Origin of the sequence: Actinoplanes sp. NPDC023714, from assembly GCF_040639855.1 — a bacterium.
GTDB lineage: Bacteria > Actinomycetota > Actinomycetes > Mycobacteriales > Micromonosporaceae > Actinoplanes.
The window spans coordinates 65947-88115 of record NZ_JBFAAR010000011.1; the positions used below are offsets into that span (position 1 = coordinate 65947).

The window sequence follows — 22169 nt, forward strand, 5'->3', positions numbered from 1 at the left end:
GGGTGGAAGCACCGGCCCGTACCCCGGGAGCTCACTTCCGGACCGACTGCACGACCTCGAACTCGAGCAGGCTGGCGCCACTGGCCACCGGCTTGGCCCGCTCGCCCGCGTGCGCCTCCTTGGCGCTGCCGCCGGCCCACGCCTGGAAGTCCTCCTCGGTCTCCCAGCGGGTGTAGACGAAGTACCGGTTGTCGCCCTTCACCGGACGCAGCAGCTCGAACCCGAGGAATCCGGGCGAGTTCTCCACCGCGCCGTGCCGGGCCGCGAACCGCTTCTCCAGCTCGGGGCCGGCGCCCTCGGGGACCTCAATCGCGTTGATCTTCACAACAGCCATGCCGTCACGCTACCCGCGATTCAGTCGCCGGCCTTGCGCGCGGCGGCGGCGACCAGGCGCTCGGCCACGACGCGGCGGTCCAGGCCGAGGCGCTGGGCGCTCTCCTGGAGGATCGCGTACGCCTCGTGCACCCCGCACCCGCGCTGCGCGATGATCACGCCGACCGCGCGGTCCACCTCGGCGCCCTCGGTGAGCGCGGCGCGCCGGCCCAGCTCGCCGAGCAGGACCTCGGCCTGACCGGCCAGCGCCATCGCGGTGACCAGCAACTCCGGGCCGGGGTCGCCGGGGCTCTCCAGATAGACGCTGAGCGCCCCGACGGCGGTACGCCGCACGTCCAGCGGGACCGCCGCGACCGCCCGGATGCCGCTCGCCGCGGCGGCCTCGCGCAGCCGGGGCCAGCGGTCGTCGGTGGCGAGGTCGCCGGCCGTCACCAGGGAGCGGGTCCGGGCCGCCTCGAGCCCGGGACCGGTGCTCCCCTCGTACATGGCCTGATCGAAGGTCTCCCCCGCGGAGCCGGACGTGGCCGCCATGAGCGGCCCGCCCTCGCCGATCAGCGCGACCGAGCAACGCGCCGCACCCGGCAGCGAGCCCACCGCGAAAGCGGTGAGGCGCTCGAGGGCACGGGGCAGCGTGTCGGCGGTGAGCAACCGGACCGTGAGCTCGTGCAGCAGACCGGCCAGCTCGACCGGGTGCGGGCCGCCCGAGGCCGCGAAGAGAGCCGACGCGGAACGCCGTGACCTGCGGGAAGAGAGGGTACGCCGGAGCGAACGAGCGCTGGTGGACGCAGCCGGGACGCGTCGTTGCGGTACGGACACGCCAGGGATACTGCCACGCCGATCGGCGATCGCGGGCGGGGAGGTGACCCGTTAGGGGGTTCCTGCCCGGATAAACACATTCGACCGAAATAGTGCGCCGCCCCCCGGTGAAACCGGGGAGCGGCGCGGATGCCGATGTGCAGGTCGCCTCGCGGCGAGTGGCTCAACAGGGCTCCAGCCGGACTGGTATTCCCTGCAGGCAAAGGGTGAGGCCCGGGGACACTGGGCACATCGGCATCCGTTACCAACCGTCGGCCGCCCGGCGTCATTCCTGGAGTCTTTGTGAGCTGGATCACTCGACGGGTGTTTGCCGGGCCAGGTCACGGGTAGACGTCTGCCCGTGACCGACGACTTCCGTGAGCTGACCGAGTTCCTGGACACCGCCTTCGACGCCCAGGAGCGCCTCTCCAGCGGCGACCTGCAGCGCCGGGCCATCGCCGCGGACCTCCCGGCCGAGGCGCTGACCCGGATCGACGCGCTGCCCGAGGGCGAGTACGCCCAGGACGAGGCCGCCGAGGCGCTGCGCGCGCTCTAGTCCTCGTCCATCCCCTCGGCCTTCTCCTTGGCGATCGAGTAGCCCATCTGCAGGAAGTCCGAGACCGCGGTGGCGGTGAGCACCGTCGCCGCGAGCCGGGTGAACCGCGGCGCCAGCACCAGGCCGCCGGTCAGCCCGGTCGCCACCCAGACCGCCAGGCAGAACGGGCAGGTGACCAGCTCGCCGATGCCGTGCCGGACGCTGCTCCCCTCGTCCCGGACCTCCTCGTTGAGTTCCGCGGCGCCGGCCGGCTCGGTGTACCGGGTGAACGGCGCGCGCAACGGGCTGGTCACCGCGTCCTTGGCGACCAGCCGGCTGAGCTTGTGGGTGGCGATCGAGACCAGCGCCACATCGCCGAGGGCGGGACGCTCCGGCACCGGCCTGCCGGTCAGCCTGGCGGCCGCCACGAGGCTGCCGGCCAGCGCGCCGAACGCGCCCATCGCGACGAGGTAGCCGTCGAGCGGGCGGTGCTCGTGCGGGGCGTAGGCCCGGGCGATCCGGGCGAGCCGGGGACGAGCCTTGCGGGGGTTGGGCACGGTCACCATCTCAGAAGTCCTGCGTGAGGCGGGCGGGGTCCACCTCACGGCCCGGGTGCCGGGCCATGTACTCGGTCTCCAGCTCGGCCGTGCGCTTGAAGTGGTTCTCCAGTGCGGCGTCCGGCCCGTGACGCAGCGTCTGCAGCCGGGTGCGGTAGAGACTGCCGAGCTCGCGGTACAGGTCGTCGTCGGCCAGTCCCGCCGGGTCGATACCGGTCTCGAATACGATCGGCGCGCCCTCATCCGTCATCGTGGGCCTCCTCTTCTCTCGGGTCACACGCAGGACTGCGCTTGCCCGACCCGTCGCCCGCCAAACCCACGCCGGTACGCTCGTGTCCATGAGAGGGCTGTGGACTCCGGCATGGATGGCCCGTCATCTGCTCGCCGTCGTGCTGACCGCGGGCTGCCTCGGCCTGGGCTGGTGGCAGTACAGCCGCGCCGCCGACGGCAATTCGATCAGCTGGGGCTACATGTTCCAGTGGCCAGTCTTCGGGGGCTTCGTCGTCTTCATCTGGTGGCGCGAGGTCCAGCTGGCCCGGCGCCGCGCCGCCGGCCTGCCTCCGGAGAAGCCCGCCGAAGCGCCGCGCGAGCCGCAGGGCCCTGTCACTTTCGGCCGCCCGGTCCGCGTGGAGAGCCGCCCGGCCACGTCCGCGGCCGCGGACCCGGAGCTGGACGCCTACAACGACTATCTGGCCTGGCTCGCCGCCCACCCGGGCGCCCGGCCCGCCGACTACCCCGGCCGCACCCAAGCAGAGAAGTAGGAGACCCAAGCCGTGCAGGGAGCCCTGACCCGTTACCGGACCATCGCCTGGATCGTCGGCGTCGTCCTCATCCTCCTCGTGGTGATCGGCATGCCGCTGAAGTACCTCGGCGACAACCCGATCGTCGTCGAGACGGTCGGGCCCTTCCACGGCTTCCTCTACATGGTCTACCTGGTCCTCACGTTCGACCTGTCCCGCCGGGCCGGCTGGACGTTCGGCCGAATGGTGATCGTCATGTTGTCCGGCACCATTCCGTTCCTCTCGTTCTGGGCCGAGCGTCAGGTCACCAAGCACTGGGTTCCGGCGGCCGACAATTCACGCTTAGCTGCCGTCGAATAACAGCCTGTTATCGGGATTAATGGCATAACAAGTGCCATTGGTATAAATCACTCGGTCAGGCCTTGATTTCTTTTCCCGCACCGATAAGTTGATGCGGTTGGTCCGGTCCGCAGCCACAAACCCTCGGGTGGCGCCGGCCAACGCCGCCGAATCAACAGCGGCCGCACCGGCGCCTCTCCCCCTACGGCGCCGGCCGGGCCTTCTTCCCGCCCGGCGGCCGTCAGCAGGCGGCGCAGCGGAAGAAAGGCCCTCTGACCAGTGCCACACCCCCGTACCAGGCTCCGGGCGCTCGTGGTCGCCATGACCGCGTTCGCGATCGCCCTGTCGTCGGGAGCCACGGCCGCTCACGCGGCCCCCTCCGCCGAGCTCAAGAAGAAGATCAAGACGGCCGAGGAGAAGCTGGAAGACGTCACCGAGTCGTACAACAAGATGCGGCTCGACCTGAAGGAGACCAAGGCCGAGACCAAGCAGCTCGAGTCGTCGCTCAAGCCGACCGAGATCGCCCTCGCCGCGGCCACCGCCAAGGTCAAGACCATCGCGACCACGACCTACATGCAGGGACGGGTCGGCGGCATGACCGCCCTCGTCTCCGGCGACCAGGGCAGCCTGATGGAGCGGCTCACGTTCCTCGAGCAGATCGCCCAGGAGAACCAGAACGACATCGACACCTACACCGAGACCACCCAGACGTACGCGGAACGCAAAGCCGCTCTGAAGGTCACGCAGGAGAAGCAGACCGCGCAGGTCAAGGAGCTCTCCGACCGCAAGAAGAAGATCGAGAAGGACCTCGACAAGCTGTACGACATGCGCGAGGCCGCGTACGGCAGCGCCACCGAGGACACCGGCTCGTACACCGGCAAGATCCCGACGGTCGCGGGCTCGGCCGGCAAGGCCGTCACGTTCGCGTTCAACCAGATCGGCAAGCCGTACGGCTACGGCGACGACGGCCCGAACTCGTACGACTGCTCGGGTCTCACCGCGGCGGCCTGGCGGGCGGCCGGCAAGTCGCTGCCGCACAACGCCGCGGCGCAGTACAGCGCCACCGCACGGATCAGCAAGTCCGACCTCCAGCCGGGCGACCTGGTCTTCTACCGGTCCAACGGCCACGTGGCGCTCTACGTCGGCGACGGCAAGATCATTGACGCCCCGTCCGCCGGTCGTGACGTGCTCCACCGGGGAATCGGCATCATGACCCCGAACGGATACGGCCGCGTGAAGTAATCCCGGCAACGGCGAAGGCCGGCACCCGCTCCGCGGGGTGCCGGCCTTTTCGTATTCGTTACCGGGGGTGGTGCTGTGTCAGGCGGCCTGCAGGCCCTCGGCGCGGGCCAGCTCACGCAGCCGGCCGAGCGCCTGGATCTCCAGCTGGCGGATCCGCTCGCGGCTCAGCGAGAAGCGCGAGGCGACCTCGGTGAGCGAGTGCTCCCGGCCGTCCTCGAGGCCGTACCGCGCCCGCATGATGCCGGCCGACCGGTCGTCGAGGTGGTTCAGCAGGCCCTCGATGCGCTGGCGCTCCAGGGCGCTCAGCACGATCTCCTCAGGGGACGGTGCGTCGCTGTCGGCGACCAGGTCACCGAGGTTGGTGTCGCCGTCGTCGCCGACGGGGGTGTCGAGCGAGACGGTGTCCTGCGCCCAGCGGGTGAGCTCGTTGACGCGCTCCACGGTCACGCCGAGCGCGGCCGCGACCTGCTCGGGCTCGGGGTCGCCGCCCAGCTCACGGACCAGCTGACGGGTGACGTTGCGCATCCGGTTGACGTCCTCGACCAGGTGCACGGGGAGGCGCACGGTGCGCTCCTGCTGGGCGATGGCCCGGCTGATCGCCTGGCGGACCCACCAGGTCGCGTACGTCGAGAACTTGTAACCGCGCTCGTAGTCGAACTTCTCCACGGCGCGGACCAGGCCGGTGTTGCCCTCCTGGATGAGGTCGAGCATCGGCATACCGGATCGCACATAGCGGCGGGCGATCGACACGACCAGCCGCAGGTTGGCTCGGATGAACAGGTCCTTGGCACGCTGGCCCTCAGTGACGAGGCGCTCCAGCTCCTCCCGGCTGACGCCGCGCCGCTCCTCGCCCTGCTCGAGCAGGTGCTCGGCGTAGAGGCCCGCCTCGATCGCCTTGGAGAGTTCGACTTCTCGTGCGGCGTCCAACAGCGGCGTCCGGGAGATCTCGTGCAGGTAGACTCCGACGAGGTCGCGCTCCTCGGCGACCTGGTCGGTACGCATCACGGTGTTCTTCTCCACGTTGCCCACGGTCCCCTCATTGCCGTCACTAACCCTGTTACGGGCATTACCTGCGTCCATCAGCCCTCTCCCGTAACGTCCGCAGCTCGTGCATTGCGGTTGCTGCCATCTACACAACAAATTGCTGCCGGAACGAATTCCGTCCGGCTGATCGAAAGTGTCACGAATGCCTGGGTGATACCTGAGAGCCCAGTGCGGGGTAGCTGAGTACGGTCTCTTGCGGCCTGTCGTGTAGACAGCCGGATACCCGTCGCGCGTCTCATAACACCATCGGCCTCTCATCGATCACAGCGACGGGCATCACCCTGGGCCACGCGATGCTCGTCACCCCCGAGTACGGGAATCGCACGCGCCGGGTTCATGTGCAGCATCGGCCGGCCGACGACGGGCCTGAAACAAACGTCCGAAGGAAATGTCCCGCGCCGGCACCAGCCGGGACCACCGGTCACGATGCGCCACGCCGCGCCGCAGTTCATCCCCCCGCACGGGTGACATCGCGGCGGCCCGAAACATTCCCAGGTGACGGGCCCGGTCCGCCGACGAGTGAGCAAAAGCACAGACACGGCGGTGTGACAAGCTTCGGCGCATGACGGACACGCGCACGGCTCTGGTGACCGGCGGGACCGGCGGCCTCGGCACCGCCACGGTCACCGCATTCCTCGAGGCGGGGTGGCGGGTAGTCGCCCCGGTACGTCCCGGAACGGCCGGCCGGCTGCCCTCCGGGGCGGTCCCGGTGGAGGCCGATCTGACCGATCCCGATCAGGTCGGGGCCGCCGTCGCCCAGGCCGGCCCGCTCCGGGCCGTGGTCAACCTCGCCGGCGGGTACGCCGGGGGCGGCCTGGTGGCGGACACCCCGGTCGAGGACTTCGAGGCCATGTTCGCGGCCAACCTGCGCCCCACGTACCTGGTCACGGCCGCGGCCCTGCCGTACCTCGTGGCCGCCGGAGGCGGCTCGATCGTCTGCGTCTCCTCCCGGGCCGCCGTCGCGCCGTTCCCCGGTGCGGCCGGCTACGTCGCCTCGAAGGCCGCGGTCCTGGCGTTCGCCGAGACGGTCGCGGTCGAGTACCGGAAGCAGGGCGTGCGCTGCAACACGGTGCTCCCCAGCGTCATCGACACCCCGGCGAACCGGGCCGCGCAGCCGGAGGCGGACCCGGGCCGCTGGGTCACGCCCGAGGCGATCGCCAAGGTGATCCTGTTCCTGGCGTCGGACGAGTCGGCGCCGACGAGCGGGGCTCGGGTGCCGGTCTACGGGCAGGCCTGACACTTCTCAGTGCCAGTAGCGCTCGCCCACCTTGCGCGCGAGCAACACCGGGCCGTCCATCCGGGCCGCGAGATCCACGGCGGCGGCGACCCCGGCCTCGATGCCCGGGGCGGCCTCCTCGTTGCGGAACCCGCGCCCGGCGGCCTGCGGCACGATCAGCCGCCACACCTGGTGCCGGTCCGCCGGGAAGGCCGCCGGCCAGATCCGCAGCACCACGCCTCCGGCGGCGACCACGGCACGCTTCTCCAGGATGGAGAGCTGCGTGTGGCCCGCCGGGACGGCGATCTCATGCTCCGGCGGCACTTGGACACCGAGCATCGTGCAGGTGAAGCCCCAGTTGGTGCCGTAGATCAGCGATGTCTGGTCGTGGCTCACGTCGAACGCGGGAAGTCCGTTCGCGAACGGCCCGTCGTACGCGTACGTCGTCAGGTACGGCGGCGTGAAGGACGTCGCGTCCGGCGACGTCCACGCCGTGCTGTCGGTGATCTCGCCGAGGTCGGAAGTCACCGATCCATGATCCCACCGGCGGCCGGGCGCTTCACTAGAGCGACTCCGCCAGCTGAAGGCCGAGCACCGCGCACGCCGCGAGCAGCGGCGCCGCCGTCATCACCAGGGCGCGGGCGGCGAGCCGCCGGCGCGGGGAGGGCACGACCGGGACGGTCCGCGGCGCGAGCCGGGCCTGGAACTCGGCGCGGATCGCGGCCGCCACCTCGTCCGGGGTGCCGTTCGCGTCGATCACCACGAAACTCGCGTATTCCGGGAGTGAGCGGTAGGCGTCCGCGGCGGCCCGGAGGTAGTCCATCGACTCGTGGTCGTAGCCGCGGCGGTCGATCCGCTGCTGGGCCACGGCCGGGTCGACGGCGAGCAGGAACGTGACGTCGGGGGCCGGGAAGAGGCGGTAGGCGAGCCGCGCCCGGCGCTCGGCGGCCGGCTTGGCGCCCCGCGCCCGCAGGCTCGCGTATTGGCAGAACGCGTAGCGGTCCATCACCGAGATCTCCCGGGAGAACGCGCGGCGCAGCAGGGTCCGCAGGATCGCGAGCCAGCGCAGCACCGACTCGACGGCGAGCATGGCGCGGCGGCCGATCAGGGCTTCGGCGTCATCCCGGCCGAGGAGCCCGGCGACCCGGCCCACCCAGTGCCGGCCGCCGGCGTTGCGCCGGTATGCCGCCGGGATCCCGGCGGCGGTCAGTTCCTCGGCGAGCCGGTGCGCCTGGGTCGTCTTGCCGGAGCCGTCGATGCCGACGAGGGCGACGGTGTGAACAGCCGGGGAATCCATACCAACCCACGGTAGCGCCGGTCCGCACGTTCCGTTCCGTACCTGTGAACACCCTGGCCAGGCCAGAATGGGTTCAAGGTGGGGCGACTCCGGGTAGTCGTTCACGGACCGGACACGGCACCAGGAGGGGTCGCATGCCACACCGTGTGGACGAAGGACTGGCCGTCACCTTGAAGCGCGTCGCGTCCACGCTCAAGAGCGCGGACATCCCGTTCGCGCTGGGCGGGAGCTTCGCTGTCTATGCCCGGGGCGGGTATTCCAGCGATCACGACGTCGACTTCCTGATCAGGGAGCAGGACAAGGACCGGGCGCTGCAGGAGCTCGCCGGGGTGGGTTTCGAGACCGAGCAGCCGCCGGAGGACTGGCTCGTCAAGGTCTACGACGAGGGCCGGATGGTGGACCTGATCTACCGCCCGGTGGAGTCGCCGGTGACCGACGAGACGCTGCACGACACCGATCAGATCTCGGTCGAGGCGATCTACATGCCGGTGCTCTCGGCCACCCAACTGATGATTCACAAGCTGCTCAGCTACAGCCAGCACTACTGCGACTTCGCCACCGGACTGCCGGTGGCCCGCTCGCTGCGTGAGCAGATCGACTGGGATCGGGTACGCCGGGAGACCGCCAAGTCGCCGTACGCGGACGCCTTCTTCGTGCTCCTCGACCGGCTGGATGTGGCGTCGTTCCCAGACCACGAGCTCAAGGTAGGGGGATGAGATGACCAACCAGATCGACCTGGAGGCCGAGATCCAGCGGTTGCTCACCGAGCACGACCGGATCGCCGAACAGGGCATCACGGTCCAGCGCCGGGAGCACGCGATCGTGCTCGGCGGGGAAGTGGAGAGCGCGCAGCGCCGCGACGAGATCTGTCACCAGATCACCGAGCACTTCCCGGATATCGAGATCACCTGTGACATCGGCATCACCCGGGCGCAGGCGCCCATCGAGGTGGAGGAGATTTCATGATCCGGATCGCCGCCGTCGGCGACGTCCACGTGGACAAGGACGTCCTGGGCCGCTACCGGCCCGCACTCGAGGAACTGCCCGATCGGGCCGACGCGCTGCTCGTCGCCGGTGACCTCACCCGGCACGGCACCGTCGAGGAGGCCCGCTGCTTCGCCCAGGAATTCGGCGGGCTCGCGGTCCCGGTCGTGGTGGTGCTCGGCAACCACGACCACCAGAGCGACCTGCAGGACGAGGTCACCGGGGTGCTCACCGACTCGGGCATCACGGTGCTGGAGTGTTCGGCGACCGTACTCGAGATCAACGGCCACCGGCTCGGCATCGCCGGCAGCAAGGGGTTCGGCGGAGGCTTCGCCGGGGCCTGCGCGAGCAACTTCGGCGAGCGGGAGATGAAGGACTTCGTCGGCACCACCGAGGACATCGCGACGCGTCTCGGCGAGGCGCTGCGCTCGGTGGAGTGCGACGCGCTGGTGGCGCTCACCCACTACGCGCCGGTGCCGGAGACGCTCGTCGGCGAGCCGCTGGAGATCTACCCGTTCCTCGGCTGCTACCAGCTCGGCAACGCCATCGACTCGGCGCCGACCGCGCTGGCCCTGCACGGGCACGCGCACCACGGCTCGGAGCGCGGCCGCACGCCCGGCGGCGTCCCGGTCCGCAACGTGGCGCACCCGGTCATCAAGCAGGCGTACAACGTCTACCAACTACTGTCCGAATCGGTCGACAGCGAGCTGGCAAACGCCTGATTGATCACAGGTTTTCGATTTCCGGGGTTCGGGTAACCGAGATGACATGTCACTACTGCTTTGGATTCTCGCCGTTATCCTCGTGGTCGCCGGCATCCTCGCGCTGTTCCGGCGGCAGATCCTCTGGGGGGTCGTCCTGATCATCGTCGGCCTGCTGGTCGGACCGGGTGGCGTCAGCATCTTCAATGTATGACGCTCTGAATTGATCTTCTAAGAGCACACATTCGACGGCGCACCGGGGTTGCCGCCGCCTCGCCCGATTCGGAGTGATCCGATTCGGACGAAGCGACGGTGATCCCGGTTCTCTATGTCCGGGTTGCCTCTTTGGTTAGTCGACGCACATGACGTGCGATGCACGAGAGCTGATATCTGACTGAATCCCCGCGGACGATCGACGACTTCCCGCGAGGTATCCCGTGGCTCACGTTCATCACTTCACCTATGGGGCGTTCAATCCGATAGCCGCCTACCTACTGGCCTTCCTCGGTTCCTTCCTGGGGCTGCTCTGCACCGGGCGGGCCCGCGACGCGCACAACCGCGGCCGGCGCAACCGCTGGCTGGTGATCGCGGCCTTCGCCATCGGCGGCGGCGGCATCTGGCTCATGCACTTCTCCGCGATGCTCGGCTTCGACGTGCCGGACAGCCCGGTCCGCTACGACCTCACGCTGACCCTCGCCAGCCTCGCGTTCTCGGTGCTGACGGTCGGCATCGGACTGCTGGTGGTCGGGCACGGCAGGCGCAGCACCGGCCGGATCCTGGTGGCCGGCGTGCTGACCGGCACCGGCGTGATCGCCATGCACTACACCGGCATGCAGGGCATGCGGATCGCGGCCACCATCCACTACCACCCCGGCCTGGTCGTCGCGTCCGCCGCGATCGCGCTCGCGGCCAGCACGGTGGCGCTCTGGTTCGCCGTCTCGGTACGCGGCTGGCTGAAGATCACCGGCGCGGCGGCGGTGATGGCCGTGGCGGTCTGCGGCATGCACTACACCGGGATGGCCGCCATGTCGGTCGAGCTGGATCCGTCCGGCGTCGCGCCCGGCGGCATCCGCCCGCTCACCATGCTCGTGCCGATCACGATCATCACGGCGGCCACCATCGTCGGCGTGGCGCTGAGCGCCCTCCAGGCGATGACCGAGGAGGAGTTCACCGACGGCGCCGGCACCCCGAAGCGCGGCGTGCACGCCGAGAACCCGCAGCCCTGGTCCGTGAAGGCCGGCTCGATGGGCGCGGTCCGGCTCACCCCGGCCGCGCGGGCGGTGGTCTCCGGCCGGGCCGCCGCGGCGACCCGCCCCTCCCCCGGCCCGCGCCCCTCACCCCGCCCGGAGCCGATTCCCACGAACACGCCGACGACGGCTCCCACCACGCCCGGAAGCTGACGAAACCCCACGGGCCGCCCTGATCGGGTATATCTGATCGGCATGGCACCACGGATGCTGCTCTCGATGCCGCTGCACGCGATCACGGAGGTGTACGGCGAGGCCGGGCTCCGCGACCGCTTCCTCCTCGAACTGGAGTCCTTCCCCGACCCGGACCGCAAGCAGCTGATCGAGGCGCTGGACCTGGCCGCCACCCTGCACGCCGACGACCGGCGGGTCCGCGAGCCCTACCTGAACCACCTGCTCCGGGTCGCCATCCGGATCATCAAGTACTACGGCGTACGCGACCTCGACGTGCTGGTCGCGGCGCTGCTGCACGACGCCGTCGAGGACCACCCGGACGAGCTCGGCGGCTGCCCGGACGGCACCCCGTACCCGGAGGCCACCGAGGCCGCCCTGGCCGAGCTGTCCCGCCGGTTCAACCCGCGGGTGGCCGAGCTGGTCCGCTCGGTCACCAACCCGGAGTACGACCCCGCCCGGGACCGGCACGAGCAGTACCGGGAGCACGTCGAGGAGAGCCTGGAACGGGATCCGTGGGCGCGGGTGATCAAGATCTCGGACTTCACCGACAACGGGGTCGGCGTCATCCACACGACCCTGGACAAGGCGTTCCGGTCGGCCACCAAGTACCGCCCGCTCGTCCCCAAGCTGCGGGAACTCGTCGGGCGGCCGGACACCCCGCTCTCCACGATCGCGAAGGAGCACATCCTCGACCAGCTCGACCTCGCCGAGGAGCGATTCGCCGCCATTCTGGACGCCTGAGCGGGAGCGCGGCCTAACCTAGGGCGCATGCCCTCCACAGAAACCTGGTGGCGTGACGCCGTCATCTACCAGATCTACCCACGCTCGTTCGCCGACGCGAACGGTGACGGCATGGGCGACCTGCCCGGGATCACCGCGCGCCTGCCCGAGCTCCGCCGGCTCGGTGTCGACGCCGTGTGGCTCTCGCCGTTCTACCCCAGCCCGCAGCACGACGCCGGTTACGACGTGGCCGACTACCGGGGCGTCGACCCGCGGTTCGGCGCGCTCGGCGACGCCGACAAGCTGATCACCACGGCCCACGAGCTCGGCCTCAAGGTCATCGTGGATCTCGTGCCGAACCACACCTCCAGCGACCACGCCTGGTTCCGAGCAGCCCTCGACGCGGCGCCCGGGAGTCCGGAACGTGCCCGCTACATCTTCCGGGACGGCAAGGGTACGGATGGAAGCGAGCCGCCCAACTCGTGGCAGAGCGTCTTCGGCGGCTCCGCCTGGGAGCGGCTGCCGGACGGCCAGTGGTACCTGCACCTGTTCGACGTCTCCCAGCCCGACCTGAACTGGGACCACCCGGAGGTCCGCGCCGAGTTCCTCGACATCCTGCGGTTCTGGCTGGACCGCGGCGTCGACGGCTTCCGGGTCGACGTGGCGCACGGCCTGATCAAGGACGCCGAGCTGACCGACTGGACCCGCCCGGCCACCGTGCTCGGCGGCCTCGAGCCGGTCGGCCCGCCGCCGCCCATGTGGGACCAGGAGGGCGTGCACGAGATCTACCGGCAATGGCGCGCCGTGCTCGACGAATACCCGGGCGGCCGGATCCTGGTGGCCGAGGCCTGGGTGCAGCCCGAGGACCGGCTCGCGCGCTACGTGCGCCCCGACGAGATGCACCAGGCGTTCAACTTCCCCTACCTGGAAGCGCCGTGGAAGCCGGCCGAGCTGCGCGCGGTGATCGACTCCTCGCTCGCCGCCAACGACGCGGTCGGCGCGACCACCACCTGGGTGCTGTCGAACCACGACGTGGTGCGGCACGCGTCCCGCCTCGGGTTCGGAGTCGGCGAGCCGCGCAAGCCCGGCATCGGCGCCGACGACCCGCAGCCCGACACCGCCCTCGGCCTGCGCCGGGCCCGCGCCGCCACGCTGCTGATGCTGGGGCTGCCCGGCTCGGCCTACCTCTACCAGGGCGAGGAGCTGGGCCTCCCGGAGCACACCACGCTGCCCGACGAGTTCCGCGAGGACCCGGCCTGGGAGCGGTCCGGTCACGCCGAGAAGGGCCGGGACGGCTGCCGGGTGCCGATCCCGTGGGAGGCGGACGCCCCCTCGTACGGATTCGGCCCCGCCGACGCGAGCTGGCTGCCGCAGCCCGCGATCTGGGCCGAGTACGCGCTGGACCGCCAGGTCGACGTGCCCGGCTCGACCTACGAGCTGTACCGGTCGGCGCTCGCCGCGCGGCGCGACCACAAGCTCGGCGCCGGGTCGCTGACCTGGGCGGACACCGGGGAGACGTCGCTCGCCTTCCGCAACGGCGACCTGCTCGTGGTGACCAACTTCGGCGAGGAGCCGGAGGAGCTACCGCCCGGCGCCCGGGTCCTGCTGTCCAGCGAACCCCTGGACGCCGACGGCCGGGTCCCGCTCGACGTCACCGTCTGGGCGCTCGTCTGACTCCGGACGCTCGTCTGATTCGGCCGCGACGGCCAGCAGGGCGGTGTGCGTGTCGGCCATGTCCGCCGCCACGGTCCTGCTGGCCAGCCAGTACATGATCCCGGTCGGGATGAAGAAGAACTGGAACACGGCGAGCCCGACCGCGTAGTTCAGCGGCGGCGGGAACGCGCCGGCCAGCCCGCGGAAGGCGACGCCGACGAGCGCGTTCCCACCGGCCCGGCCGACGCCGTTGACCAGGTTGCCGAGGCTGTAGACGGTGCCGCGGTGCTGCGGCGGGTTCACGTCGGCGATCATGGCGAACCAGTTCGGCGAGTTCGCCGAGGTCAGCATCAGCGCGAAGACCGCGATGGCGAGGCAGGCCGCGACGGTCGGCTCGGTCAGCACGTTCGTGAGGACCTCGCGGATCAGCGTGCCGGTGCCGGCGCCGTCGGTCACCGTGATCTCCATGGGTACGAAGAACAGCACCACGTAGAACGGCACCGCGGCGAGCACGCCGACCGCCGCCACCAGGGCACGACCCCGCGGGGTACGCCGCTGCAGGCGGTCACCCGCGAGCCCGCCGAGGATCGACAGCGCCGCGCCGAGCTGGAAGACCGTCGCGAAGATGCTGCCGACCAGCACCGCCGTGCCGGTGGAGTAGCCCTGGTCCTCGGCCCGCGCCCGGAACAGGATCGGCAGCCAGACCAGCGAGCCGAAGGCGATCTGCGCGGTGCCGCCCTGCAGGATCAGCCAGATGTTGGTGCGCCGCTTCAGGATGACCGGCAGATCCTCGTGGTGGATCCGCTCGTCGTAGTCGACGCCGGCCAGCTCGGGCTGGCTGTCGCCGCGCGGCACGTTGTAGGTGAACAGGTACGCCACCGTGGCGACCACGCCGGCCCCGGCGGTGACCAGGAACGGCTCCCGCCAGTCCTGGTGGCCGAGGATGCCGCCGACGAGCGTGCCGGCCAGCGTGCCGACGCCCTGCGACAGGCCCCAGAAGCTCATCACCAGGCCCCGCCGGCGCGGCGAGATCAGGTCGCTGACCACCGCGAAGCTGACCGAGGCCACCCCGCCGAGGCCGAACGCCGCGACCACCTGGGCGGCCAGGAACGACGGGTAGCCGCCGGCCAGGCCGGACCAGGCCGTGCCGATCACCCAGATCGTGGTGCCGGCGATCAGGACCGGCTTGCGGTCGGTGCGGTCCCCGACGTACGCGAACCCGATCGCCGCGACCGCGCTGATCAGGAACATCATGGTGGTCGCCAGCGCGATGTGCCCCTCGCCGACGCCGAGGTCGGCGCCGATGCTGCCGTAGAGCGGCGGGACGATGCCGATGGCGACGTTGTCGAGGGCGGCCAGGATCACGAAGACCACCACGCTGTAGACGCGGTGCACGGTCCCGCCCTTGCCCATCACCCGGTAGAGGGTATCCGCCCACCCCGGACGCGGCGGACCACGGGCGCGGTTCACCTGGAGGCATGCTCATCGCCCGCAGCGCACGGAGTCTCCTCCCACGCCCACGCCCACGCCCGCCCCCCGCTCCCCCCTCCCCGCGATCTTGATGATTTGCGCGGCAACGGGCCTGCGCGGTTCAACAAGATCGCGGGGAGAGCGGGTTGTGGGTCAGTTGCCGATGTTGGCCTGCGGGCCGGCGTACTTCGCGAGCAGAGCGGGGACGTCCGCCGCCGCGTCGAGGGTGTACGAGTAGTAGCTCTTCGGGTCGAAGGCGGAGCCGTTGGTCTGCTGCTTGCCGCTCGAGTTCTTCACGATGCTGCCGCTCTGCTTGAGCTGGGCGGCCGACGTGTCGTTGTAGTACGGGTTCGCGACCTTGTCGAAGTAGCTGTTCTCCAGGACCATCTTGGTGCCGCCCCGGGACAGGTTGCCGTACGACGAGACGTTCTGCAGGTAGTTGTTGTAGAGGTGGGCCAGCGCCACGTTGTCGGTGCTGGGGTTCCGCTGGTTGGTGTTCTTGATCCAGTTGTGGTGGATCGTCATCCGCGCGGTCACGTTCTCGGTCCAGCCGATGCCGAACGCCTTGTTGCCGGTGTCCAGCACGTTCCACGACACGGTCAGGTACGTGGTGTCCTTACGGCTGTCGATCATGCCGTCGTTCATCCGCGTGATCTTGTTGTGGTCGATCCAGATGTGGTCGGCGGTGTCCATCTGGATGCCGTCGTAGTCGAAGTCCTTGTCGTCCGGGTCGTCCTCGGTCATCTGGGTGTCCCGGATCGTGAGGTTCCGGATGATGACGTTCCGGACGCCCGTACCCAAGAAGAAGCCGCCGCCGACGATCTCGCCGCTGGTGCCGACGCCCACGATGGTCTTGTTCGATTTGACCTTGAGCTCGGTGCCCTTCGGCGTGATCGTGATGGCGCCGGCCACCTTGATCACGTACGGCTCGGTCGCGGTGACGTATTTGGTGAGGTCGGCGAGGGTCTTCACGGTGACCGTCGTGCCGGCCGCGCCACCGGTCGTGCCGCCACCGGTCGACGCGAAGCCGTCCGGCGTGGACGCCCAGGTCCGGCCGCTCGGCGCGGTGGTCGGTGCGGTGGTCGGCGCCGTCGTGGCGCCGGCGACCGGGGTGAACGCCCACTGCTTGTTGGAGTTCGCGGTGCAGGTCTCCTGGATGATCGACGCGCCGTTCGCGGTCGACGCACCCTGGTCCGAGATGCAGAGACCGCTGTTCACGTTGACGATCTGATACGTGTCGGTGCCGGACGCCGTCAGCTTCCACTGCTGGTTGGTCTGCGACCCGACACAGCCCCACTGCTGCAGCTGCTGACCGGACGTCTTCGAGCCGCCCGGCACGTCGATGCACTTACCACTGTCGACATTCTTGATCAGGAAGTTGCTTCCCGAGGCCACCAGCGTGAACTGCTGCCACGCCGAGTTCGCGGTGCAGCCCCACTGCTGCAGCAGGGCGCCGTTGTCCTTCGACGCGCCCGGCACGTCGATGCACTTGCCGCTCTTCTTCACGATGAGCTGATAGGTGCTGCCGGCCGCGGGGGCTGCCGCCGCGTTCGAGGGCAGCACCGACCAGCCGACGATGGCGGCGGGGACGGCGACGACGGCCGTCGCGAGAATGATGCGCTTTTTCATGATCAACCCACCGGGTTCCAGTTGTCCGAGCCTGCGAGGTATTTCTGCGGGGTGTAGTTGGCGGCCGTCGAGGCGCTCATCTGCGGGCGGTTGCCGTTCGTGGTCGCGCCGGAGCCGGTGTTCGCGTACTCGAAGAAGCGCGCGTTCTGCCAGGTGTTGCCGGACATGTCGGTCCACGGCTGAGCGGTCTTGATCGTGGCGCTCAGGCTGGTCTCGCGGAACAGCACCTGCGCGTCCGGGCCCCACGGGCGGCCGAGCTGCGTGGTGTTGTTCGTCGCGCCGGTCACCGTGCTCTTGTAGATGAGGAAGCCGTAGGCGTTGCCCGGGTCGGTCCGGGCCGCCGTGATCGGGCCGCCGGAGCTGCGCTTCTGATAGATCTTGGCGTTGTTGAAGACCGCCGTGCCGGCGCCGAAGATGAAGTCGACGGTGCCCTCGACGTACGAGTTCTTGATGTACGAGCGCCCGCTGTTCACCAGCAGGGTGTCCTGGGCGCCGAGGAACCGGACGTTGTCGAAGACCAGCCTGTCGGCGTTGAGGTTGGCGGCCACCGCCTGGCTGCCCTCGCCGTAGTCGTTCGAGATCGTCAGGTTCGTGGCGCCGGTCTCCTTGCCGTTGGCGAAGAAGGTGGCGCTGCCCGAGGTGCCGTACCCGCCGGCGCTGCTGCGGTTGTTGACGATCACCACGTCGTCGGCCGAGTCGCCGCCGCCCTTGAGCGTGATGAACGGCTTGTTCGACGGGACCGTCACGATCTCCCGGTAGGTGCCGGGCTTGATGGTGATCGTCTGCCGGCTGGTGTTGTTCGCGGCGACGGCGTCGATGGCGGCCTGAACCGTCCGGTATCTGCCGGAGCCGTCCGAGGCGACCGTGAACGAGCCGGTCGGCGGCGCCGTGGTCGGGGCCGTCGTCGCGGAGCCGCCCACCGGGTTGAACGCCCACTGCTTGTTCGAGTTGGCGGTACAGGTCTCCTGGATGATCGACGCGCCGGACGCGGTCGAGGCGCCCTGGTCCGACATGCACAGGCCGCTGTTCACGTTGATGACCTGGTAGGTGCCGGTGCCGCTGGCGGCCACCCGCCACTGCTGGTTGGTCTGTGCCGAGGCACAGCCCCACTGCTGGAGGCGCTGACCGGAGGTGGTCGAGCCACCCGGCACGTCGACGCACTTGCCGCTGCTCACGTTCTGGATCAGGAAGTTGCTCCCTGCCGCGACCAGCTTGAACTGCTGCCAGGCGGCGCCGGTGGTACAGCCCCACTGCTGGAGCAGGGCGGCGTTGTCCTTCGACGCGCCCGGCACGTCCAGGCACATGCTGCTCTTCTTGACGACCAGCTGATACGTGGTGCCGGCGGCCGGCGCGGCCGCGGCACTCGACGGCAACATCGACCAGCCGACCAGGCCGGTCGGCACGACGAGTGCCGCCACGGCGCCGATCAGTGTCCGCTTGCGAAATGCCACTGCGGATCCTTCCTACGGGGGATGCCGGCCCGGGGATGGCCGGTGGTTCCGCGTAGGTAGATGCGCCGGCAGAGGCCCGACAACAAAAAATCTCCCGCGATCTTGTGAAGTCGTGCCGCACCGGGGGTGCAGAGCTTCACAAGATCGCGGGAGAGGAGGGATGTCGGGCGGTCAGCGCGTGCGGTCGATCACCGCGTTCTGGGCCGCCGCGTACTGCTCGCGGATCAGTGGGACGGGATCGTCCTCGTAGATCTCGGGAGCCGCCGCCGACCAGGCCGGCGGGGTGTCGCCGCCGGAGGCGACCCAGGCCGCCTGGCGGGCCGCGCCGTCCGCGACGTATTCGCCGGGCGGCGGGACCAGCACCGGCTTGCCGAAGAGCGCCGGCGCGATGCGGCGGACCGCCTCGCTGCGCGCCCCGCCGCCGACCAGCACGATCCGGTTGGCCTCGGCGCCGTGCGCGACCAGGGCGTCGAGACCGTCGGCGAGGGCGCAGAGCATTCCCTCGACGGCGGCCCGGGCCAGGTGCGCCGGGTCCGAGGTCTTGAGCGTGAGCCCGTGGATCGCGCCGGTGGCGTCCGGCCGGTTCGGTGTCCGTTCCCCTTCCAGGTACGGGACCAGCACCAGGCCGTCCGCTCCCGCCGGGGCGGAGAGCGCGAGCCGGGACAGCTCGTCGTGGTCGACGCCGAGCAGCTTCGCCGCCGCGTCGAGCACCCGGGCCGCGTTGAGCGTCACCACGATCGGCAGGTACCGCCCGGTGGTGTCGGCGAAGCCGGCCACCGTGCCGCTCGGGTCGATCGGCGCGACGTCCGACGAGACGAAGACCGTGCCGGACGTGCCGATCGAGACGATCACGTCGCCGGGCAGCGCGCCGGTGCCGAGGGCGGCCGCCGCGTTGTCGCCGGCGCCGGGGCCGAGCGGGGTGCCGTTCGGCAGCCGGCCGGCGATCCCGGTCGGGCCGAGGACCTCCGGCACCTGCAAGGAGCGACCGAACCCGAGTTCCAGCAGGTCGTGCCGATATTCGCCGGTCTTCGCGGACCAGTAGAGCGTGCCGCTGGCGTCGCTGCGATCCGTCCTCAGGTCACTCAGGGACGTCGATCCGGACAGCTTCCAGGTCAGCCAGTCGTGCGGCAGGCACACCGCCGCGACGCGATCGGCCAGCGCGGGCTCGTTCCGGGCCAGCCAGCGCAGCTTCGTGAGGGTGAAGCTGGCGACCGGGACGATGCCGACCGCCTCCGCCCACTTCTCGCCGCCGCCCAGCTCCGCGATCAGGTCGGCGGCCGCGCCGGCGCTGCGGGTGTCGTTCCACAGCAGCGCCGGGCGGACCACTTCGCCGTTCTCGTCGAGGACGACCATGCCGTGCTGCTGGCCGGCGACCGAGGCGGCGGCGACGTCGTCGAGACCGCCCGCCTCCTCGATCGCGGACTGCAGCGCGGACCACCAGGCGTCCGGATGCACCTCGGTGCCGTCCGGGTGACTCGCCCGGCCCTGCCGGACCAGCTCGCCGGTCTCGGCGTCACGGATGACGACCTTGCACGACTGGGTCGAGCTGTCGATCCCCGCTGTCAACGCCATGGTCAGCGGGCCCCGAGCAGGTGCTCGATCGCGAGCTGGTTCAGCTTCACGAAGCCGAAGCCCTTCGCGCCGGCGGCGTCGGCGTCGTAGTCCTCGAACGCGGACTTGTCGGCGAGCAGCTCGGCGTAGCCCTCGCCCGGGTTCAGGGTCGGGGTCTTGAGCTCGGCGACCTTGCTGGCGGCGAGCGCCTCCTGCACCTCGGGGTCGGCCCGGAACGCCTTCGCGCGCTCCTTGAGCAGCAGGTACATCCGGATGTTGGCCTTGGCCGACTCCCAGACGCCGTCGTAGTCCTCGGTGCGGGACGGCTTGTAGTCGAAGTGCCGCGGGCCGTCGTAGGCCGGGCCGCCGTCGGGGCCGTTCTCCAGGAGGTCGACCAGGGAGAACGCGTTGAGCAGGTCACCGTGGCCGAAGACCAGGTCCTGGTCGAACTTCGGGCCGTGCTGACCGTTCAGGTCGATGTGGAACAGCTTCTTGTGCCAGAGCGCCTGGGCGATGCCCTGGGTGAAGTTCAGGTTCGACATCTGCTCGTGGCCGGTCTCCGGGTTGATGCCGAAGAGCTCGGGACGCTCGAGCTCCTGCACGAACGCGATGGCGTGGCCGGCGGTCGGGAGCAGGATGTCGCCGCGGGGCTCGTTCGGCTTCGGCTCGATGGCGAAGCGCAGGCCGTAACCGCGGTCCTCGGAGTACTGCGCGAGCAGGTTGAGCGCCTCGCGGTAGCGGTCGAGGGCGGCGCCGACGTCCTTGGCCGAGTCGTACTCGGCGCCCTCGCGGCCGCCCCAGAGCACCAGGGTCTTGGCGCCCAGCTCGGCGCCGAGGTCCATCTGGCGCAGCACCTTGCGGATCGCGTAGCGGCGGACCGAGCGGTCGTTGCTGGTGAAGCCGCCGTCCTTGAACACCGGGTGGGTGAACAGGTTGGTGGTGACCATCGGGACGATCAGGCCGGTCTCGTCGAGCGCCTTCTTGAAGCCGGCGATGATGCCGTCCCGGGTCTGCGCGTCCGAGCCGAAGGGCACGAGGTCGTCGTCGTGGAACGTGATGCCGTACGCGCCGATCTCGGCGAGCTTGTGCACGGCCTCGACCGGGTCGAGCGCGGCGCGGGTGGCGTCACCGAACGCGTCACGAGCCTGCCAGCCAACGGTCCAGAGACCGAAGGAGAACTTGTCATCGCGTGTGGCCTGGACCGACACGGTTACCTCCGGGAAACGCGGTGGATTTGTTTATTGGTTGAATTATTTGCCGGTGGTGTGGCATTGTCAAGGGCGTGACGGCCCGCCTGACCTCTCGTTCCAGTGCCCCCGTCCGGCAGTCGAGCGTGCGAGCCCATAATCTCGCGCTGGTGCTGCATACCGTGGCAAACAGCACAGATCGGTTGTCCCGAGCGGGCGTGGCCGCGGCAACCGGGCTCACCCGGGCCACCGTCTCGGCGCTCGTCGACGACCTGGTCGCGGGCGGTCTGCTCACCGAGCTCGACCCTCCCCCGCGCACCGGCGCCGGGCGCCCCGCGGTCGGCCTCGCGCTCAGCGCCGCCGGACCGGCCGGGCTCGGCTTCGAGATCAACATCGACTATCTGGCCGCCTGCGTGGTCGACCTGACCGGGACGGTGCGGCAGCGGTTCGTCGAGTACGCCGATCAGCGGCCGTCCGGCGCCGGCGACTCGCTGGCCGCGCTGGGCCGGCTCGCCGCCCGGGCCCGGCTCGCCGCCGAGGCCGACGGGCTGACCGTGGCCGGCGCCGCGCTCGCCGTGCCGGGCCTGGTCGCCGGCGGCGGGCTGGTGCGGGTCGCGCCCAACCTCGGCTGGCAGGACGTGGACGCGCCGGAGATGCTGCGCTCGGTGCCGGAGCTGGCCGACCTGCCGATCAGCGTGGACAACGAGGCGAACCTGGCGGCGCTGGGCGAGCTCAGGGCCGCGACGAAGGAGACGCAGGAAACGAGCCCGACCTTTCTCTACGTGTCGGGAGAGATCGGCATCGGCGCCGGGCTGGTCCTGGACGGCGAGCTCTACCGCGGGGTACGCGGCTGGAGCGGGGAGATCGGGCACGTCACGGTCTTCCCGGACGGCCGGCCCTGCCGGTGCGGGGCCCGCGGATGCCTCGAGCAGTACGCCGGCCAGGAGGCCCTCGCCGGCGACGAGCCGCTCGCCGCGTCGGCCCTCGGCATCGCCCTGGCCGCCGTGGTCAACCTGCTCGACGTGCCGGTGATCGTGCTGGGTGGCGCCTACGCTCCGCTCTTCGCCGAGCTGCGGCCGGGGATCGAAGAGGAACTGGGCCGGCGGGTGCTCACCTCGGGGCTGGCCCCGGTCGTGCTGCGGCCCGCGGCGCTGGGCGCGGACGCGGCGATGCGCGGTGCCGCCGACACGGTGATCAGGGCCGTCCGCGACGATCCCGCGGCGTGGCTCCGGCGTTGAGGTGACGCGGTGACAGCGGTGCGGTCACCCGTACCCGGAAAGATGAGCGACCGCCGCCCGGAGGGA

The 22169-nt window shown here is 70.4% G+C and carries 25 protein-coding genes; 13 read left to right on the forward strand and 12 right to left on the reverse strand.

The genetic code is table 11. The features are described 5' to 3' along the window. Positions 1 to 31 precede the first annotated feature (31 nt). Positions 32 to 334 (reverse strand): antibiotic biosynthesis monooxygenase, encoded by a 303-nt coding sequence (locus tag AB0G10_RS35560; RefSeq protein WP_360932123.1) that lies wholly within the window; start codon positions 332 to 334, stop codon positions 32 to 34. A 20-nt stretch (positions 335 to 354) separates the two neighbouring features. After that, complete coding sequence (locus AB0G10_RS35565) at positions 355 to 1149, reverse strand: GAF and ANTAR domain-containing protein (protein WP_360932126.1); 795 nt, start codon at positions 1147 to 1149, stop codon at positions 355 to 357. A gap of 334 nt (positions 1150 to 1483) precedes the next feature. Here AB0G10_RS35565 and AB0G10_RS35570 point away from each other — a divergent pair, with 334 nt between their 5' ends. Next, positions 1484 to 1684, forward strand: coding sequence for a hypothetical protein (locus AB0G10_RS35570; protein ID WP_360932779.1), 201 nt, complete (start codon positions 1484 to 1486; stop codon positions 1682 to 1684). Here AB0G10_RS35570 and AB0G10_RS35575 read toward each other — a convergent pair. Together AB0G10_RS35575 and AB0G10_RS35580 are read right to left on the reverse strand one after the other, a co-directional pair. Beyond that, positions 1681 to 2220, reverse strand: coding sequence for a DUF1360 domain-containing protein (locus AB0G10_RS35575; RefSeq protein WP_360932128.1), 540 nt, complete (start codon positions 2218 to 2220; stop codon positions 1681 to 1683). The two genes, AB0G10_RS35570 and AB0G10_RS35575, sit on opposite strands and share 4 nt — an antisense overlap. Before the next feature lie 10 nt (positions 2221 to 2230). Then, the gene (locus AB0G10_RS35580) at positions 2231 to 2470 is read right to left on the reverse strand and encodes a DUF6158 family protein (protein WP_360932131.1); all 240 of its coding nucleotides are present in this window, start codon (positions 2468 to 2470) and stop codon (positions 2231 to 2233) included. 88 nt (positions 2471 to 2558) lie between these two features. Between AB0G10_RS35580 and AB0G10_RS35585 the strand changes: the two genes are divergently transcribed. The 3 genes from AB0G10_RS35585 (at position 2559) to AB0G10_RS35595 (ending at position 4541) form a co-directional block, all read left to right on the forward strand. Beyond that, the gene (locus AB0G10_RS35585; RefSeq protein ID WP_360932134.1) at positions 2559 to 2981 is read left to right on the forward strand and encodes a hypothetical protein; all 423 of its coding nucleotides are present in this window, start codon (positions 2559 to 2561) and stop codon (positions 2979 to 2981) included. A 12-nt stretch (positions 2982 to 2993) separates the two neighbouring features. Further along, on the forward strand, positions 2994 to 3320 hold the full coding sequence (locus AB0G10_RS35590; RefSeq protein WP_360932137.1) for a DUF3817 domain-containing protein: 327 nt from the start codon (positions 2994 to 2996) through the stop codon (positions 3318 to 3320). A gap of 300 nt (positions 3321 to 3620) precedes the next feature. Further along, entirely contained in the window at positions 3621 to 4541 is a 921-nt protein-coding gene (locus AB0G10_RS35595) for an NlpC/P60 family protein (protein WP_360932140.1), read from the forward strand. Positions 4542 to 4619: 78 nt separating this feature from the next. Here AB0G10_RS35595 and AB0G10_RS35600 read toward each other — a convergent pair whose 3' ends face one another. Continuing rightward, on the reverse strand, positions 4620 to 5621 hold the full coding sequence (locus AB0G10_RS35600; RefSeq protein WP_122976665.1) for a sigma-70 family RNA polymerase sigma factor: 1002 nt from the start codon (positions 5619 to 5621) through the stop codon (positions 4620 to 4622). 526 nt (positions 5622 to 6147) lie between these two features. On the opposite strand from AB0G10_RS35600, the gene AB0G10_RS35605 reads away from it, so the two are divergent. Further along, positions 6148 to 6822: an SDR family oxidoreductase gene (locus tag AB0G10_RS35605; protein ID WP_360932144.1), complete on the forward strand. Its 675-nt coding sequence runs from the start codon at positions 6148 to 6150 to the stop codon at positions 6820 to 6822. A 6-nt stretch (positions 6823 to 6828) separates the two neighbouring features. Here the strand turns inward: AB0G10_RS35605 and AB0G10_RS35610 are convergent, their stop codons facing one another. Further along, positions 6829 to 7329: a hypothetical protein gene (locus tag AB0G10_RS35610; RefSeq protein ID WP_360932147.1), complete on the reverse strand. Its 501-nt coding sequence runs from the start codon at positions 7327 to 7329 to the stop codon at positions 6829 to 6831. A gap of 34 nt (positions 7330 to 7363) precedes the next feature. Further along, positions 7364 to 8098, reverse strand: a complete 735-nt coding sequence (locus AB0G10_RS35615) for a thymidylate kinase (RefSeq protein ID WP_360932149.1) — start codon at positions 8096 to 8098, stop codon at positions 7364 to 7366. 134 nt (positions 8099 to 8232) lie between these two features. On the opposite strand from AB0G10_RS35615, the gene AB0G10_RS35620 reads away from it, so the two are divergent. The 7 genes from AB0G10_RS35620 to AB0G10_RS35650 all read left to right on the forward strand — a co-directional run bounded on the left by AB0G10_RS35620 (position 8233) and on the right by AB0G10_RS35650 (position 13598). Then, a complete protein-coding gene (locus AB0G10_RS35620; RefSeq protein ID WP_360932152.1) occupies positions 8233 to 8814 on the forward strand; it encodes a nucleotidyltransferase in 582 nt (193 codons plus the stop codon). A gap of 1 nt (position 8815) precedes the next feature. Then, entirely contained in the window at positions 8816 to 9064 is a 249-nt protein-coding gene (locus tag AB0G10_RS35625) for a hypothetical protein (RefSeq protein WP_360932155.1), read from the forward strand. After that, positions 9061 to 9804 (forward strand): metallophosphoesterase, encoded by a 744-nt coding sequence (locus tag AB0G10_RS35630; RefSeq protein WP_360932158.1) that lies wholly within the window; start codon positions 9061 to 9063, stop codon positions 9802 to 9804. The genes AB0G10_RS35625 and AB0G10_RS35630 overlap by 4 nt, the downstream gene beginning before the upstream one ends. Before the next feature lie 46 nt (positions 9805 to 9850). Next, on the forward strand, positions 9851 to 9997 hold the full coding sequence (locus AB0G10_RS35635) for a GPGG-motif small membrane protein (protein WP_174262397.1): 147 nt from the start codon (positions 9851 to 9853) through the stop codon (positions 9995 to 9997). 223 nt (positions 9998 to 10220) lie between these two features. Beyond that, positions 10221 to 11183 carry an MHYT domain-containing protein gene (locus tag AB0G10_RS35640; protein WP_360932162.1) on the forward strand — a complete coding sequence of 321 codons (963 nt, stop codon included), beginning with the start codon at positions 10221 to 10223 and terminating at the stop codon, positions 11181 to 11183. A gap of 42 nt (positions 11184 to 11225) precedes the next feature. After that, positions 11226 to 11945, forward strand: coding sequence for an HD domain-containing protein (locus tag AB0G10_RS35645; RefSeq protein ID WP_360932165.1), 720 nt, complete (start codon positions 11226 to 11228; stop codon positions 11943 to 11945). A 27-nt stretch (positions 11946 to 11972) separates the two neighbouring features. Next, complete coding sequence (locus tag AB0G10_RS35650; RefSeq protein ID WP_360932168.1) at positions 11973 to 13598, forward strand: glycoside hydrolase family 13 protein; 1626 nt, start codon at positions 11973 to 11975, stop codon at positions 13596 to 13598. Here the strand turns inward: AB0G10_RS35650 and AB0G10_RS35655 are convergent. From AB0G10_RS35655 to xylA, 5 genes are all read right to left on the reverse strand, one after another. Continuing rightward, positions 13506 to 14990, reverse strand: coding sequence for an MFS transporter (locus AB0G10_RS35655; protein WP_360932782.1), 1485 nt, complete (start codon positions 14988 to 14990; stop codon positions 13506 to 13508). The genes AB0G10_RS35650 and AB0G10_RS35655 overlap by 93 nt on opposite strands. Positions 14991 to 15200: 210 nt before the next feature. Continuing rightward, complete coding sequence (locus AB0G10_RS35660; RefSeq protein ID WP_360932171.1) at positions 15201 to 16676, reverse strand: RICIN domain-containing protein; 1476 nt, start codon at positions 16674 to 16676, stop codon at positions 15201 to 15203. A 2-nt stretch (positions 16677 to 16678) separates the two neighbouring features. After that, positions 16679 to 18127 carry a pectinesterase family protein gene (locus AB0G10_RS35665; protein ID WP_360932173.1) on the reverse strand — a complete coding sequence of 483 codons (1449 nt, stop codon included), beginning with the start codon at positions 18125 to 18127 and terminating at the stop codon, positions 16679 to 16681. Positions 18128 to 18298: 171 nt separating this feature from the next. Further along, positions 18299 to 19699, reverse strand: coding sequence for a xylulokinase (gene xylB / locus AB0G10_RS35670; RefSeq protein WP_360932176.1), 1401 nt, complete (start codon positions 19697 to 19699; stop codon positions 18299 to 18301). Between the two features lie 2 nt (positions 19700 to 19701). After that, positions 19702 to 20886: a xylose isomerase gene (xylA, locus tag AB0G10_RS35675; RefSeq protein ID WP_360932179.1), complete on the reverse strand. Its 1185-nt coding sequence runs from the start codon at positions 20884 to 20886 to the stop codon at positions 19702 to 19704. Between the two features lie 74 nt (positions 20887 to 20960). Between xylA and AB0G10_RS35680 the strand changes: the two genes are divergently transcribed. Next, positions 20961 to 22103 carry an ROK family transcriptional regulator gene (locus AB0G10_RS35680; protein ID WP_360932182.1) on the forward strand — a complete coding sequence of 381 codons (1143 nt, stop codon included), beginning with the start codon at positions 20961 to 20963 and terminating at the stop codon, positions 22101 to 22103. Positions 22104 to 22169: the final 66 nt, after the last annotated feature.

Coding starts and splice junctions, on each gene's coding strand:
- AB0G10_RS35560 (WP_360932123.1), bottom strand. CDS start 334: ATGGCTGTTGTGAAGATCAACGCGATTGAGGTCCCCGAGGGCGCCGGC.
- AB0G10_RS35580 (WP_360932131.1), bottom strand. CDS start 2,470: ATGACGGATGAGGGCGCGCCGATCGTATTCGAGACCGGTATCGACCCG.
- AB0G10_RS35585 (WP_360932134.1), top strand. CDS start 2,559: ATGAGAGGGCTGTGGACTCCGGCATGGATGGCCCGTCATCTGCTCGCC.
- AB0G10_RS35595 (WP_360932140.1), top strand. CDS start 3,621: ATGACCGCGTTCGCGATCGCCCTGTCGTCGGGAGCCACGGCCGCTCAC.
- AB0G10_RS35600 (WP_122976665.1), bottom strand. CDS start 5,621: ATGGACGCAGGTAATGCCCGTAACAGGGTTAGTGACGGCAATGAGGGG.
- AB0G10_RS35605 (WP_360932144.1), top strand. CDS start 6,148: ATGACGGACACGCGCACGGCTCTGGTGACCGGCGGGACCGGCGGCCTC.
- AB0G10_RS35615 (WP_360932149.1), bottom strand. CDS start 8,098: ATGGATTCCCCGGCTGTTCACACCGTCGCCCTCGTCGGCATCGACGGC.
- AB0G10_RS35620 (WP_360932152.1), top strand. CDS start 8,233: ATGCCACACCGTGTGGACGAAGGACTGGCCGTCACCTTGAAGCGCGTC.
- AB0G10_RS35625 (WP_360932155.1), top strand. CDS start 8,816: ATGACCAACCAGATCGACCTGGAGGCCGAGATCCAGCGGTTGCTCACC.
- AB0G10_RS35630 (WP_360932158.1), top strand. CDS start 9,061: ATGATCCGGATCGCCGCCGTCGGCGACGTCCACGTGGACAAGGACGTC.
- AB0G10_RS35635 (WP_174262397.1), top strand. CDS start 9,851: ATGTCACTACTGCTTTGGATTCTCGCCGTTATCCTCGTGGTCGCCGGC.
- AB0G10_RS35645 (WP_360932165.1), top strand. CDS start 11,226: ATGGCACCACGGATGCTGCTCTCGATGCCGCTGCACGCGATCACGGAG.
- AB0G10_RS35650 (WP_360932168.1), top strand. CDS start 11,973: ATGCCCTCCACAGAAACCTGGTGGCGTGACGCCGTCATCTACCAGATC.
- AB0G10_RS35655 (WP_360932782.1), bottom strand. CDS start 14,990: ATGGGCAAGGGCGGGACCGTGCACCGCGTCTACAGCGTGGTGGTCTTC.
- AB0G10_RS35660 (WP_360932171.1), bottom strand. CDS start 16,676: ATGAAAAAGCGCATCATTCTCGCGACGGCCGTCGTCGCCGTCCCCGCC.
- xylB (WP_360932176.1), bottom strand. CDS start 19,699: ATGGCGTTGACAGCGGGGATCGACAGCTCGACCCAGTCGTGCAAGGTC.